Consider the following 14,738-nt stretch of genomic DNA (forward strand, 5'->3'; position numbering starts at 1 on the left):
TTCTCGTCCGAAGTTCTCCCTCACGTCGCGCGTTACGCCGCCCGCACCGTGTTCAGGAACCGTCCCACCTCCAGCTTCAGCCGGTTGCTGTCCTGCGACAGCGTCTGCGCGGCCGACAGCACCTGTGTCGAGGCGGAGCCGGTCTCGCTGGCGCCGTGCTGCACGTCGGTGATGTTCGCCGAGACCTCGTGCGTGCCCTGCGCGGCCTGCTGGATGTTGCGCGAGATCTCCTGGGTCGCCGCACCCTGTTCCTCGACGGCTGCGGCGATGGTCGACGAGATTTCCGCAAGCTTCTCGATCGTGCCGCTGATCTCCCGGATGGCGCCGACCGACTCCTGTGTCGCCGCCTGAATGCCGGAGATCTGCTGACCGATCTCGCCGGTGGCCTTGGCCGTCTGCTCGGCCAGCGCCTTGACCTCGGTCGCGACCACCGCGAAGCCGCGGCCGGCATCACCGGCGCGGGCCGCCTCGATGGTGGCGTTCAGCGCCAGCAGGTTGGTCTGGCCGGCGATGGTGTTGATCAGCTCGACGACGTCGCCGATCCGTGCTGCCGCCTTCGACAGCTCGCTGACGCGATCATTGGTCTTGCGCGCCTGGTCGACCGCCTCGTTGGCCATCCGGGCGGAGTCCTGCACCTGCCGGCTGATCTCGCTCACCGACGAACTCAGCTCCTCGGTCGCGGATGCGACCGACTGCACGTTGGCGGTGGCCTGCTCGGAGGCGGCAGCCACGGTGGTGGTGCGCTGCTGCGTGCGCTCGGCGGTCGAGGTGAGCGTCGAGGCGGAGGCTTCGAGCTCGGTCGAGGCCGAGGACACCGTGTTGATGATCTGCCCGACCGCGCTCTCGAAGCTGTTGGCAAGCTCATGCATGTCGCGCTTGCGCCGCTCCGCGGCGAGCTTCTCGGTCTCGGCCTGCTCGGCGCGCAGCCGCTCGGTCTCGATGGCGTTGTCCTTGAACACCTGAACAGCGCCGGCCATGTTGCCGATCTCGTCCTTGCGCCCGGCGCCTGGAATGATGGCCGACATGTCGCCGCCGGCGAGCCTGCGCATCGCATCCGTCATCGCGGTGATCGGCCGCGACACGCCGGACACGATGAGATAGCCCATCGCGATACAGAGAATGGCGGCAAGTGCGATGACCGCGAGGATCCAGCTGCGCGAGGTCACGTACACCGCCGCGCCGCGATCCGCCTCCTTCTTGCCTTGCTCGACATTGAACGCGAGGTCCTGTTCGAGCGCCTTGCGAATGTTGCTGAAATCATCCCGCAGCTTGCCCATGAAGTAGGTGGCGGTCTCAGAGTCGTTCTTGTGTGCGAGCTCCATCAATTTCTTGCTGTCGTCGCGATATGTAAGCCACGGTTGCTTGAAGGCCTTGACCAACGCCTTCTCCTCCGCGGAGGTCACCGTGGGCTCGTAGAGGCTCCACGTCTTGTCGAAAGCCTGGAGCGTCTCGTCGATGAATTTCTCCTGCCGCTGCTTCTCGGCAGCCGTGGGAGCAACGATCAACTGCGCCTGCCGCGACCGATACATTTCAACCGTTTTGGAGATTTCGCCGAGCCATCCGGTCGCGGGCAGCCAGTTGTCGCGCACCTCCGCTGCCGAGCCGTTCACGCTCGCCAGACGGTCGATCGAGAAGACGCCAAGCCCCATGGCCGTGAGCAGTACAATGCCGAAGGCCAGCAGGACCTTGTTGCGAATGGACAGGTTGGAAAAAGACGGCATCTGCGACTCCAGCTCGAATGGTCCCGGAAGGATTGAAAGGGGGAAGGACCCATGAGGGCAGCGCACGCTGGTGAGGGTGCGCGTGAGATGCTCGCCGTTGAGGCATCGATTATGGGGCTCGTCGTGATTAGCAGCCGAGAAGTTAAACGATGCGCTAAAATGACGCAGATAAGGATGACGGTACAACTACGGTATGGAACCGGAGTGATGGCGGGGAGCACGATAGTGATGGCGACATTGAAAGACACCAAGCACGCGCCTGGCGAGGCGTCGGCTCTGATCGACGGCCGGATCAGAGAGCTTGCCGACTGGCGCGGCGCAACGCTGGCGCGCGTGCGCGAGCTGATCAAGCAGGCCGACCCCGACGTGATCGAAGAGTGGAAATGGCGCGGCGTGCCGGTGTGGTCGCATGCCGGAATCATCTGTACCGGCGAGAGCTACAAAGCGGCGGTGAAGCTGACCTTTGCCAAGGGCGCCTCGCTGCCGGACCCGTGCGGCCTGTTCAACGCCAGCCTGGACGGCAACACCCGTCGCGCCATCGATCTCCACGACGGTGACGAGATCGACACGGTCGCGTTCATAGCGCTGATCCGCGCCGCGGTGGCGCTGAACACGGCAAAGCGAAAGCGCTAGTGCGTACAGGCCGATGTCGCTGTCGCCTCATGAGCCTGCTCGTTCCAAACCGTGATGTCCGGGGCCGTCCCGGGCATCACAGTGGATCTTCGTCTTCTCATGATCTCCGTCTGTCCTCGTCCGGCGCGCGACCTCTCCGGACAATGATGGGAGCAGGCTTCGCCGTCGTGACAGATCGCATCCAGGAATGATCTCAGCCTGGAGGCGCGCTACGCGGCGCGCACCGTGGTCAAGAAGCGTCCGACCTCCAGCTTCAGGCGGTTGCTGTCCTGCGACAGCGTCTGGGCGGCCGACAGCACCTGCGAGGAGGCCGAACCGGTCTCGCTGGCGCCGTGCTGAACGTCGGTGATGTTCGACGACACCTCGTGCGTGCCCTGCGCGGCCTGCTGGATGTTGCGCGAGATCTCCTGGGTCGCGGCGCCCTGTTCCTCGACGGCTGCGGCGATGGTGGAGGAAATTTCCGACAGCTTTTCGATCGTGCCGCTGATCTCCCTGATCGCTCCGACCGAATCCTGCGTCGCGGCCTGGATGCCGGCGATCTGCTGGCCGATCTCGCCGGTCGCCTTTGCGGTCTGCTCGGCCAGTGCCTTGACCTCGGAGGCGACCACCGCGAAGCCGCGGCCCGCGTCGCCGGCCCGCGCCGCCTCGATGGTGGCGTTCAGCGCGAGCAGGTTGGTCTGTCCGGCGATGGTGTTGATCAGCTCGACGACGTCGCCGATCCGCGCGGCCGCCTTCGACAGCTCGCTGACACGGTCGTTGGTCTTGCGTGCCTGGTCGACGGCCTCATTGGCCATGCGCGCCGATTCCTGCACCTGCCGGCTGATCTCGGTCACCGACGAGCTCAGCTCCTCGGTCGCGGATGCGACCGACTGAACGTTGGCCGAGGCCTGTTCGGAAGCGGCTGCGACGGTGGTTGTGCGCTGCTGCGTGCGCTCGGCGGTCGAGGTGAGCGTCGAGGCGGAGGCTTCGAGCTCGGTCGAGGCCGAGGATACCGTGTTGATGATCTGCCCGACCGCGCCCTCGAAGTTGTTGGCGAGTTCGTTCATCTCGCGCTTGCGCCGCTCGGCGGCAAGCTTCTCGGCCTCCGCCTGCTCGGCGCGCAACCGCTCGGTTTCGATGGCATTGTCCTTGAAGACCTGCACGGCGCCGGCCATCTTGCCGATCTCGTCCTTGCGCTCGGCGCCGGGAATCTGCGCGGTCATGTCGCCGCCGGCGAGCCGTCGCATCACCTCCGTCATCGCCGCGATCGGGCGCGACACCCCGGTGACGATCATGCTGCCCATCGCGATGCAGAGAATGACGGCGAGCGCGATCACGGCCAGGATCCATGAGCGTGAGGACTGATAGACCGCAGCGCCCTTGTCCGCTTCCTTCTTGCCCTGCTCGACGTTCCAGGCGAGGTCCTTTTCCAGCGCCTTGCGGGCTTCGACGAATTCATCCCGCAGCTTGCCCATGAACAAGACGGTCGCCGCCTCGGTCTGGTTCTTGCGCGACAGCTCGAGCAGCGGCTTGCTGTCTTCGAGATAGGCGGTCCATGGCCGCTTGAAGGCGGCCACCAGCGCCTTCTCTTCCGCTGTCGTCACTGTCGGCTCGTAGAGGTCCCAGGTCTTGTTGAACAGCTCCAGGCTCTCGCCGATCTGCTCTTCCTGCTGCTTCTTCTCCTCGGCCGTGGCCGCCAGCAGGAATTGTCCTTGGCGCGCCCGGTACTGCTCGACGGATTTCGAGATCGTGCCGAGCCAACCCGTTGCCGGCAGCCAATTGTCGCGCACTTCCGCGGCCGAGCCGTTCACGGTGCCCAGGCGGTCGATCGAGAAGCCGCCGAGGCCGACGGCCGTTATCAGCACCACACCGAAGGCAAGAAGAACCTTGTTGCGGATGGACAGGTTGGAAAAGAACGACATCTTCTACTCCGGTTCGGTGCCAACGAGCCGTGCGCATGGACTCGCTGCTACAAAAATGCGCATGATCTGCTTCTTGAGTAAGCATCGCAGTGCGAAATCGTTGTCGATTAACGATCCGAGACTTAAATTTTGCCCTAAACTTGAGCAGGAACCCTGGGCCGTAGAACTACTGCGGCTGCTCTGCGATGGACGGCGTTGAAGGACAGGATCAATGCGGTTGTCGAGGAACGGATGGATGACCTGCCGCAGTGAACGCCCGATGCCGGCTGCAACGAAGGAATCCCGCAAGGGAATCGTTCAAGGCAATCCCCCAAGGGGCCTGCCTTGCAACTGATCGAACGCGCAACTGATCGAAGCGAGGATCTTGAACTCGATGATTGGCGCGGCGTAAAGCCGGCGCGTGTCCGCAGCCTGATCAAGCAAGCGCATCCTGATATCGAGAACCAATGAGAATGGCGCAGCGTGCCGGTGTGCTCGCACGCCGGCGTCTGCGTTTGCACCGGTTTCCGCAGTCCCCATCGTCTTCCCGGCCTCGTGCGCGATTGCGCACGCGGCGCATGCGCCTCGACAACGTGCCAGGACTTCGGAAACGGTCGCCTGGCCCTTCCGATCTCGGGGCTCTGTCATCGTGGCGATCGTCTCAAGAGTGACCGCCGGCAGGGCGATTTCGACGTGGCATCCCAGGCCCCCGTGAAACTACGACCGCCAAGATTAACCATCATTTATCGGCAGCCGGGCACCATCAGGAGGCGATTTGCGTAGTCGCAATTCCTGCCTGCAGCAAAGCTGCGGCCTATTCGGAGCTTTCAGGTGCTGACCTCGCTTATGAACCTCAAGACGTCACGTAAAATCGGTGGCGCCTTCCTCCTGACCATCATCGTTTCATTGGTGGCGAGCATCATCACCTGGCAGAATCTCGTTACTCTTGCCCAGAACAACCAATGGACGATCCATACCTACAAGGTGATCGACCAGACCAAAGCGCTCGTTTCCGCGATGGTGGACGCCGAAACAGGTGTGCGTGGCTTTCTGGTTGCCGGCACCGATAACTTTCTCGAGCCCTATCGAAATTCGGATGCGGCCTTCAAAACTGCACTGAACGACGTGAAGCAGCTGACGTCTGACAATCCCGCTCAGCAGCGGCGGTTCGAGCAGATCGAAAAGGCAGCGATGGGTTGGCGGCAGGAGGTGGCCGAGAAAGAGATTGCGCTCATGCGCAACCCGCAAACCGTCGCGGAGGCGCGCAATCTCGTCGCCTCGGGCATTGGCAAGAAGTACATGGATGGCCTTCGCGGTCTGGTGAAAGAGGTGATCGACGCTGAAGCATCGCTGCTGCAGACGCGCGCGGATGCCGCTGAAGCCGCCCTCGCTTCGTCGAAGACGGCAATCGTCACCGGTGGACTCGTGATGGTCGTGATCGCGCTCCTGTCCCTGATCATTCTGAATTCGGCTGTCACGCGGGGCATTACCAGCATGACCGTCGCGATGGGGCGGCTCGCCAACAATGATTTAAGCGTTGCGATCCCTTACGCCGACCGCCGAGACGAAGTCGGCGAGATGGCGAAGGCGGTGCAGGTCTTCAAAGACAATGCCATTCGTGTGCAGGCTCTGGAGGCCGAGCAAAAGGAGACAGAGCGCCGACAGGCCGAGCAGCGGCGCCAAGATATGCTCGCTCTCGCCAACCGCTTCGAGCAGGCCGTCGGCGAGATCGTCGATACGGTGTCGTCGGCGTCGACGCAGCTCGAGGCCTCGGCCGGCAGCCTGAGCAAGACCGCCGAGCGATCTCAAGAGATGTCCACCACCGTTGCATCTGCGTCGGAAGAGGCCTCTGCGAACGTTCAATCGGTCGCTTCTGCGACCGAGGAGCTGTCATCCTCGGTGACGGAGATCAGCCGGCAGGTGCAGGAATCCGCGAGGATGGCCAACGAGGCGGTCGGTCAGGCACGCAAGACCAACGAGCAGGTCGCCGAGTTGTCCAAGGCGGCCGGCCGGATCGGCGACGTGGTCGAACTCATCAACACCATCGCAGGGCAGACCAATCTGCTGGCGCTCAATGCCACCATCGAAGCGGCGCGCGCGGGCGAGGCGGGCCGCGGCTTCGCGGTGGTTGCAACCGAGGTTAAGGCCTTGGCGGAGCAGACCGCCAAGGCGACTGGGGAAATCGGCCAGCAGATCGGCAGCATACAGACGGCGACCAACGAGTCGGTGGATGCGATCCGGGCGATCTCGACGACGATCGAGAAGCTGTCCGAGATCGCCTCGACGATTGCTGCCGCGGTCGAAGAGCAGGGCGCCGCCACCCAGGAGATTTCCCGTAACGTCCAGCAGGCAGCTTCCGGAACACAGCAGGTGTCGACGAACGTCGTTCAAGTCCAGCGTGGGGCGGCCGAGACCGGCTCGGCTTCCAGCCAGGTCCTGGCGGCGGCCAAATCTCTCTCCCGGGACAGTGAGCGTCTCAAAGTAGAAATTGGCAGATTCCTCACGACCGTGCGGGCAGCCTGACGCAGGGCACCCGCTGCGGATCACCGGTCCACGGTCGTCCGGACGACATCGCGAGTTTCGAGGAACATCCGAGCGACCAAAGCGGTGCGGCGCCAAGCTGAATTCAGCAGTCAGTTCAGTCTGATTTGGGCTGTCCAGATGCCGCGCGAAAAATATTCAGCTTTGCGTTTTCCGAAATTCGTGTTTTCCTCTCCGCATCCCGCCTCATCCACGAGGGGCGCTTCGCGAACGTCACGACGCGTTGGGGTGGGAGGCGGTGGCCGCGACGGGCGCAGCGTGCTCCATGCATGCCGACGTACGTCTCGTCGCGGACGGTGAAGTCGCAGGGTCCTGGCCTCCCGACGCTGAGGTCAAGTTTCGTGAGATCGCCCACGGGCATCTTGCGGGATGACGGTGGCAAACAAGCCGGTCACCGGGGAGACTGCGTATAATCCGTCAACCCATCGCGCAGGGAAGGCCGGGTCGATCCGGCCGAACCTGTGGTTCTGCCGCGTGCTTTTTTGCTGCACGCGGACCGCAGGCCTCGGTCGAGGCCTGGCCTTCCCTGCGCCCTCCGTTCCGATGGAGGGGAGGAATACAGCAACACTCGGGCGCAGAGGCGCCGCGAGACGGCGATGCCGCGTTTGCAGCCTGCGCAACAGTCGTTCAGGTCGACTCGAAGGGCGGCGCGCTCATTGGTCGAGGCGGGATGCTATCGGGTGCCGACGCTCGTGCCACACCAATGGTGTCGTCCCGGCGAAAGCCGAGACCCATAACCACAGGAGGTCGAATGAGGCGCGCCCGTCGCGACATCCGCGCTTACCACGCCCCCCTGTGGTTATGGATCCCGGGTCGCGCTTCGCTTGCCCGGGACGACACCGGAGTGCGGCGGTTGCGAGCCGGGCTGACCAGACGTCGCGCAATCGAGTCGTCTGGTCTCGGTGTGCGCTAGGTCTCCGTCATGGCGAGCGCAGCGAAGCCATCCAGGGTCACGCGTGCCGCCCTGGATTGCCTCGGCGCGAGCGCGCCTCGCAATGACGGTGTCCACGTGAGTGAGCAGGCTTTGCCGCTACCCCACCATCCGCTCGCGTCCCTCCCAGTACCTGGCGCGCAGCACCTTCTTGTCGATCTTGCCGACGCCGGTCACCGGCAGCTCGCTGACGAACTCGATCCGCTTCGGCGCATGCGCCGAGCCCTTGCGCGTCTTGACCAGCTCGATCAGCTCGGCCGCATTGGGCTGTGCGCCCGCGCGCGGCACGACGATTGCGGTGACGGCCTCGCCCCATTTGTCGTCGGGCACGCCGACCACCGCGCACATCGCGACATCGGCGTGTTGCGTCAGCACATCCTCGATCTCGCGAGGAAAAATGTTGAAGCCGCCGGAGACGATCATGTCCTTCTTGCGATCGAGAATGTACATGTAGCCGCGCTCGTCGCGGCGGGCGATGTCGCCGGTGTGCAGCCAGCCGTTCTTCAGGGTCTCGGCGGTGATATCAGGCCGCTTCCAATATTCCGTCATCACATGCGGCGCGCGCACGCAAATCTCGCCGGCCTCTCCCTGCGCGACCTCCTGATCATCGTCGTCGAGGATCTTGACCTCGCAGGCCGCGATCGGGAAGCCGCACGACAGGAACAGCTCCGGCTGCTTCGGATCGTGGTCGGCCTTGCGCAGCACCGAGACCGGATAGCATTCGGTCTGGCCGTAGAGCTGCGAGAACACCGGGCCGATGCGCTCGATGCCTTCGACGAGGCGCGTCGGCGACATCGCCGAGGCGCCGTACAGCACGAGCTCGAGCGAGGAGAGGTCGGTCTTCGCCAGCGCCGGATGGTCGAGCAGAACGTAGATCATGGTCGGCACGAACAGCGTGAAGTTGATGCGCTCGCGCTCGATCGTCTTCAGCACCGCCTCGGGGTCGAAGCCCTTGAGCATGTGCACGGTGCCGCCGCGCATCAGGGTCGGCAGCACCTTGGTCCCGGCGACATGGCTGATCGGCGCCACCGTCAGATAGCGCGCACGCTCGGGGATCTCGAAATCGGCCAGGATCGCGGTGGCGAAACCGCCATACTCGCGGTGGTGACGCAGCGCGCCCTTCGACTTGCCGGTGGTGCCGCCGGTGTAGTTCAAGGTCGCAACATCGTTCGGCGTGGCGAAATTGCGCGCGGTGGCGTGGCCGGCCTTGTCGATGGCGACCAGAAGGTCGGCGCCATAATCCGCAGTTCCCAGTGTGAAAACGTGGTGCACGCCCGGGGCACGCGAGGCGAGCTCGCCGCCGCGATCACGGAACGCCGCGGCATCGATCACCAGAACCTGCGACTCGGAATCCGACAGCTGGAACAGCTGGTCCTCCAGCGATCCCAGCGGATGCAGCCAGGTGATCGCCAGCCGCGACAGCTGGGCCGCCATGCCGGCGCACCAGGCATCGGCGCGGTTGGCTGTGAGGAACGCGACGCGTGTTCCGGCCGTCAGGCCGAGCCGCATGAACACGCTCTGCATACGACCGATCAGATCGATCGCGCCCTGATAGGTCAGCGATCCGCCCGGCCAGCTGAAGGCCGTGCGCGAGGGATGACGCGACAATGTCAGCAGCGTCTGCTCGCAGACGACCGGAAATGAATGGAGCTGATGATGCATGGAACGTCCTCCCGATCCCCCCCGATCGTTGTTGCGTCGCGGGGCTTGTCGCAAAGGCTAGCAGAATGCGCCTTGCGCTCAAGCGACTCGCTCGCTGGTTGCTCGGAACATCGCCGCGCGCGCCGCGTTGCCCGGCCGAACAATCAGGGAGTACGGCCATGCGCACCTCGACAGCTTTCTTTGCAGGCGCCGGAACGGTCGCCATCGCCGTCGCCGCCGGTCTTGGCGGCGGGCTGATGATCGCCGAGGGCATGCATCCGAAGTCGCCGGCGCTGGAGTCGGCGAAGCTCGAGCGGTCCGTCCCCGATGCGCCATCGCCGAGTCCGACGGTCACCTCCTATCTGGCCGCGACGCAGGCGGCCGCGACGTCACCGATCAAGGTTGCTCCCGCAACGGCGACATCGGCTGCGACGACCCCTGCCGCAGCAAATGCCTCGCCGCCGCCGCCAGCTCCGGCCGCGGAGACGACCACCGCCGCGCTCGCTCCCACACAGACCAATGCGCAGACCAGCATGCCCGAGGATGCGCAGGCCAAGGAGCCGGAGAAGGTTCAGGACAAGTCCGCGGAGAAAACCCAGGATACCGATCAGAAGTCGCGCGAGGCCGAGCGCAAGCGCGCCGCCGAGCAGCGCCGCGCCGAGCGTCATCGCCAATATGTCGAGCGTCGCCGGCAGCGCCGGGAGCAGGATATGCGCGCGGTCGAGCAGGCCGTCCGCGACGATTCCACGCCGCGGACCTATGCGGCACAGCCGGTGGACATGCAGGGCCCGCGCTTCAGCTTCTTCGGCGACGATTGAACGCAAGCATCCGCGCCGCTATCCCCTTAGGTAAATCGCCTGAGGGAGAGCGCGCCATGCAACAGAGCCCATTTGCCGCCCTGCGGGCGCGGCTGCGTCTGCCGCTGATCGCAGCGCCGATGTTCCTGGTGTCGGGCATCGAGCTCGTCAGCACGGCCTGCATCAACGGCGTCATCGGCGCATTCCCGACCGTGAACTGCCGCACGCCCGACGAGCTCGACATGTGGCTGCGCGAGATCGCCGAACGTCGCAGCCGCGCAGTGGATGTCGGCGGCATTGCGGCGGCGCCGGTCTGTCCCAACCTGATCGTGCATCGCTCCAACGTCCGGCTCCTGGATGATCTCGCGGTCCTGCTGCGGCATCGGCCGGAGCTCGTCATCACCTCGGTCGGCTCGCCCGCGCCTGTGATCGCGCCGCTGCACGATGCGGGAGCGCTGGTGTTCGCCGACGTCGCCTCGATCCGCCACGCCGAGCGCGCCGTCGAGGCCGGTGCCGATGGCCTGGTGCTGCTCACGGCCGGCGCCGGTGGGCAGACCGGCTGGCTCAATCCCTTCGCCTTCGTGCGCGCCGTGCGCGGCTTCTTTGCCGGACCGATCGTGCTCGCCGGCGGCATCAGCGACGGCGTGAGCTTGCGCGCCGCTGAGGTGCTCGGCTGCGACCTCGCTTACATGGGCACGAGGTTCATTGCCACGCGCGAGAGCATGGCCGACGAGCGCTACAAGACGATGCTGGTGGAAAGCTCGGCGGACGACGTGCTGCTGACCTCGGCCTTCACCGGCCTGCCGACCAGCATGCTCCGCCCGTCCATCGTCGCCGCCGGGCTCGATCCGGACAATTTGCCGGCGCGCGGCACGATCGAGATCGGCAAGGACATCGATGTCGGCGCGCGCGAGAGCAGGCCGAAGCGCTGGCGCGACGTCTGGAGCGCGGGCCATGCGACGTCGGGCGTGACCGACATCGTCGACGTGGCGACGCTGGTCGCACGCACGACTGATGAGTATCGCCGCGCCTTCGAGGTGTCCTGATGCGGAGAAACGCGGCCTTTCTCCTTAAGCGGGCATTAACCATCCGATCCCACAATCGGCCAAGTTTGAGATTGGCGGAATTGCGCGATGGGCATCGAGTTGGGACAGGGCAAGGAGCGGGTGACGCTCGATGAAATCCGCATCCGCGTCGGCCATGCCCTGCAGCGCCATCCGCTGTGCCGAAGCGTGCAGTTCGACATCATGAGCGTGCCGCGCACCGCGCGCGGCGGGAACTGGACCATCAGCCTGCATTCGGTGGAACCGGCCGCGCTGTGGGAGGCCTCCGACATCGTCGCCGACATCCAGGCGGCCTATGATCTGCAGATGCCCGCCGAGCTCTCTTCTGCTGCATGAAAAAATATCCGCCATGTTCACAGGGCGGAATGGTGGCCTCGGTGTTTCTGTGGCATCGTATAGCCTTAATTAACTCCCACTTTACGGCGAAGTGCGGCCTGTCGGCCGGAATACGGAGATGTGCGTGACGAAGTCGATCGCTTTTGTCGCTTTGCTGGGTGTTCTGATCGCAGGCGCGGCCGTGACCAGCGTCCTGATGCGGGACAGCGTTCCCTCGGCCGGTGCCATGATGCCGGCTGTCGTCGCCAAGAGCCCGATCTCCAACCGCGAAGCCAAGGGCGATCGCCTCGCCATGGTCACACTTGCGGCTCCTGAGCCGCAGCAGCCGGCCGCCGCTCCGAAGACCACGCTCCGCCAGGCCTACGCCTATGCGCCGTCCGAGCCCGAGATGGCGAAAGCCTCGGCCTCCGCCGCGGCGGTGGTTGCGACCGAGCCGGTGGTGCCGAAGTCGAAGATTCTCGCCCGGAGCGAACCGACGCCGGCCCCGCTGAAGCCGGAGGTCCAGAAGGCCTATTCGCTGCTGTCGGATACCCAGATCGCCGGCATCAAGGATCGGCTGCGGCTGTCGTCGAGTCAGGAATATTATTGGCCGGCGGTGGAGAGCGCCCTGCGCAACGTCGCCCGCAAGATCCACAGCACGCGCCAGGGCGCCCCGAAGCCGGGAGCCGTGGCGATCGATCCGGATTCGGATGAGGTCCAGCAGCTCAAATCGGCGGCGATGCCGCTGCTGTGGCAGCTGCGCGAGGACCAGAAGGACGAAGTGCGGCGGCTCGCCCGCACCATCGGGCTCGACAAGGTCGCGGCAATGATCTGACGCGGTCGGGATGCCCTGCAACTGAAGCGTATGAATGAAGAGCGTATGAATGAAGAAAGGCCGCGCTGAGCGCGGCCTTCTTGCTTTTCAGACGTTCCGTTTTTAGCGGGCCGGCGGATTGGCCTCCGGATGGCCACCGCTCTCGGGGCCGGCACCGGTCGGCGAGGAGGCGGGGGCGGTGCGCAGGTCCGGATCCGGCCGGGCCGGCTGGGTCATGGTCGGCGCCTGCGGCGGGGTGATCGCCGCGCCGGCGCCCACGGGGGTGCCGCGGTCGGTGTTGGTCGGCGCCGTCGGAACCGGCGTCGCCTTGTCGCCACCGGCGAAGCGGGTCGCGCCGCCGCTCTGATAACCTGCCACCAGCAGGCCGGCCACGACGAGGCCGAGTACGAACAGGCCGCCGAGCTCCGGCAGCGCGCCGGACGGCGCCATGCCGCGGCCGCGCCCGTCGCCCTCGAGCGCAACGGCGGCGATCTCGCGATTATGGCGCGAGCGCAGGAAGGCCAGGAACGCGCCCGCGGCGATGATGATCGCGGCCGCGAGCGTAAAGAACATCAGCCAGCTGATGGGTTGATCGCCTTGCATGTCGAACATCCTTTGTGTGAGGGCGCTACGACGTGCAGTCGCGTCAGCCCTGCATGACAATCTCTGTTCGTGGCAATCGCCGGTGGCGTGAAAGGTTTCCTGCGGCCGTTCAAAATTCAGCCGCTGCCGCCATCGGAGCTCAGCGCCGCGCCCGTCGTGTAGGTGAGTTCAGGGGAGGCCATCGCAACCGCGAACTCGGCGATCTCCTCCGGCGAGGCCATGCGTTTGAGGCCGGGCATCTTGGCGTTGGCCCATTGCTTCGCGGCGATCTGCCACATCGCGTCGGGCATGCCTTCGGTGCCGGCGACGCGGCGGACCAGCGCGGTGTCGGTGGTCCCCGGCAGGATCGCGTTGATGCGGATGTTGTCCTCGGCATAGTCGAGCGCCGCCGACCTGATCAGCCCGATCAGTCCCGCCTTGGTCGCGGTATAGATGCTGCGGCGTGGCCCCGTGCGATGCGTCACCGAGGACGATGTGACGAGGATCGTGCCGCCACCGCGCGCCCGCATCTCGGCGATCTCAAATTTCATCGCGAAGAACACGCCGCGCAGATTGGTATCGACGATGTCGTTCCAGTCGCCGGCGTCGTATTCGTGAAGCGGCTTCTCGATGGTGATGCCGGCATTGTTGAGCGCGATATCGAGGCTGCCGAAGGTCGCGATGGTCTGCGCCACGAGGTCGCGCATCTCGGCTTCGACGCGGACGTCGGCACGGATATAGCGCGCGCGGCCGCCCTGGGCCTTGATCTCCGCCTCGAGCTCGCGGCCCAGCGCCTCACGCCGCCCGCAGAACACGACGGCTGCACCCTGGCGAGCGAACGCGATTGCGGCGGCGCGCCCGATCCCTGACGTGGCGCCCGTGATCAGCACCGTCTTGCCCGCGAACCGCTTGGGCGCCGCGATGATGGTGGGAGACGGACGTTGGCTTGCCTGCGCCACCGCGGCAGCGCCGGCGATTGCCCCAAGAGCGAGCCCACCAGCAGCGTCGGCGAGCGCACGCCGGCGTGATGTCATGGAAGAAGCCGGGGGAGAAGTCGTTGCTTCGGTCATGGTGCGAGCTCCAGTCTGGTTTTCTGGATATGAGCAGTGTTAACATTATGGGGTTAAATATGATCACTGTCAACATTGATGTGCGATGACCAAGCTGCCGCCAGAAAGTTCGTCAGGAAAACCACCCGCCCAGCCAACGCGCCGCGCCTATCACCACGGCGACCTGAAACGGGCGTTGATCGCGGCCGCAACCGACCTGCTCGAGCAGGAGGGGGCGGAGGCGCTGTCGTTCCGGGCGGTCGCCCGCGCGGCCGGAGTGTCGCAATCCGCGCCCTACAACCATTTTGCCGGCAAGGAGGATCTGCTCGCCACCATCGCGGAGGCAGGCTTCGTCGCGCTGGCAGCGGCGCAGACTGCAGCGGCGCGCCGTTGGCCGGCCGGCGAGGACCGGCTCACCGGCCTCGGCCTCGACTACATCCGTTTCGCGGTGGCGCAGCCGCAGCTCTACCGCCTGATGTTCGGCGTCGGCGTGAATGATTGGCACGCTTATCCCGATGTCTCCGCCGCAAAGCGGGCGACTTTCGCGCCGCTCCATCATGCTCTCGGCGAGTTCCTCGGGGCCGACACGCCGGCCGCAACGCTTGAGCAGGCCGCGGTGGCGGCCTGGGGGCTGGCGCACGGGCTTGCCATGCTCCGGATCGACGGCTCGCTCGCCGGCCGTGACCGCGTCGGCGAGGCAGGCCCGGAAGAGGGGGCGTTGCGGCTGTTCGGTCGCGGACTGCGCGCGGCCTGCGTCGCGGCCCGCTGAA

General features: G+C 65.5%; 13 protein-coding genes. 8 read left to right on the forward strand and 5 right to left on the reverse strand.

Annotated features, from left to right (window positions below; translation table 11 throughout):
* Positions 1-32 precede the first annotated feature (32 nt).
* Positions 33-1,721, reverse strand: coding sequence for a methyl-accepting chemotaxis protein (locus NLR35_RS15350; RefSeq protein WP_257167364.1), 1,689 nt, complete (start codon positions 1,719-1,721; stop codon positions 33-35).
* A 228-nt stretch (positions 1,722-1,949) separates the two neighbouring features.
* Here NLR35_RS15350 and NLR35_RS15355 point away from each other — a divergent pair, with 228 nt between their 5' ends.
* Positions 1,950-2,354 carry a DUF1801 domain-containing protein gene (locus NLR35_RS15355; protein ID WP_257167472.1) on the forward strand — a complete coding sequence of 135 codons (405 nt, stop codon included), beginning with the start codon at positions 1,950-1,952 and terminating at the stop codon, positions 2,352-2,354.
* A gap of 209 nt (positions 2,355-2,563) precedes the next feature.
* Here the strand turns inward: NLR35_RS15355 and NLR35_RS15360 are convergent, their stop codons facing one another.
* Complete coding sequence (locus tag NLR35_RS15360) at positions 2,564-4,255, reverse strand: methyl-accepting chemotaxis protein (RefSeq protein WP_257167366.1); 1,692 nt, start codon at positions 4,253-4,255, stop codon at positions 2,564-2,566.
* A 324-nt stretch (positions 4,256-4,579) separates the two neighbouring features.
* Between NLR35_RS15360 and NLR35_RS15365 the strand changes: the two genes are divergently transcribed.
* Positions 4,580-4,705: a hypothetical protein gene (locus tag NLR35_RS15365; protein ID WP_257167367.1), complete on the forward strand. Its 126-nt coding sequence runs from the start codon at positions 4,580-4,582 to the stop codon at positions 4,703-4,705.
* Positions 4,706-5,080: 375 nt separating this feature from the next.
* On the forward strand, positions 5,081-6,757 hold the full coding sequence (locus tag NLR35_RS15370) for a methyl-accepting chemotaxis protein (protein WP_257167473.1): 1,677 nt from the start codon (positions 5,081-5,083) through the stop codon (positions 6,755-6,757).
* 1,048 nt (positions 6,758-7,805) lie between these two features.
* On the opposite strand, the gene NLR35_RS15375 is transcribed toward NLR35_RS15370, so the two are convergent.
* Positions 7,806-9,368: an AMP-binding protein gene (locus NLR35_RS15375; protein ID WP_257167368.1), complete on the reverse strand. Its 1,563-nt coding sequence runs from the start codon at positions 9,366-9,368 to the stop codon at positions 7,806-7,808.
* A 158-nt stretch (positions 9,369-9,526) separates the two neighbouring features.
* On the opposite strand from NLR35_RS15375, the gene NLR35_RS15380 reads away from it, so the two are divergent.
* The 4 genes from NLR35_RS15380 to NLR35_RS15395 all read left to right on the forward strand — a co-directional run bounded on the left by NLR35_RS15380 (position 9,527) and on the right by NLR35_RS15395 (position 12,358).
* Positions 9,527-10,165 carry a hypothetical protein gene (locus tag NLR35_RS15380; RefSeq protein WP_257167369.1) on the forward strand — a complete coding sequence of 213 codons (639 nt, stop codon included), beginning with the start codon at positions 9,527-9,529 and terminating at the stop codon, positions 10,163-10,165.
* Positions 10,166-10,221: 56 nt separating this feature from the next.
* Complete coding sequence (locus NLR35_RS15385) at positions 10,222-11,190, forward strand: nitronate monooxygenase family protein (protein ID WP_257167370.1); 969 nt, start codon at positions 10,222-10,224, stop codon at positions 11,188-11,190.
* 87 nt (positions 11,191-11,277) lie between these two features.
* The gene (locus tag NLR35_RS15390) at positions 11,278-11,544 is read left to right on the forward strand and encodes a hypothetical protein (RefSeq protein WP_257167371.1); all 267 of its coding nucleotides are present in this window, start codon (positions 11,278-11,280) and stop codon (positions 11,542-11,544) included.
* Positions 11,545-11,725: 181 nt separating this feature from the next.
* Positions 11,726-12,358 carry a hypothetical protein gene (locus NLR35_RS15395; RefSeq protein ID WP_257167474.1) on the forward strand — a complete coding sequence of 211 codons (633 nt, stop codon included), beginning with the start codon at positions 11,726-11,728 and terminating at the stop codon, positions 12,356-12,358.
* 102 nt (positions 12,359-12,460) lie between these two features.
* Here NLR35_RS15395 and NLR35_RS15400 read toward each other — a convergent pair whose 3' ends face one another.
* A complete protein-coding gene (locus NLR35_RS15400) occupies positions 12,461-12,940 on the reverse strand; it encodes a hypothetical protein (protein ID WP_257167372.1) in 480 nt (159 codons plus the stop codon).
* A 116-nt stretch (positions 12,941-13,056) separates the two neighbouring features.
* Positions 13,057-13,953 carry an SDR family NAD(P)-dependent oxidoreductase gene (locus NLR35_RS15405; RefSeq protein ID WP_257167373.1) on the reverse strand — a complete coding sequence of 299 codons (897 nt, stop codon included), beginning with the start codon at positions 13,951-13,953 and terminating at the stop codon, positions 13,057-13,059.
* A gap of 121 nt (positions 13,954-14,074) precedes the next feature.
* Here NLR35_RS15405 and NLR35_RS15410 point away from each other — a divergent pair, with 121 nt between their 5' ends.
* Entirely contained in the window at positions 14,075-14,737 is a 663-nt protein-coding gene (locus tag NLR35_RS15410) for a TetR/AcrR family transcriptional regulator (RefSeq protein ID WP_257167374.1), read from the forward strand.
* The last annotated feature ends 1 nt before the right edge of the window (position 14,738 follow it).

Source organism: Bradyrhizobium sp. SRS-191, assembly GCF_024586915.1.
Lineage (GTDB): Bacteria > Pseudomonadota > Alphaproteobacteria > Rhizobiales > Xanthobacteraceae > Bradyrhizobium.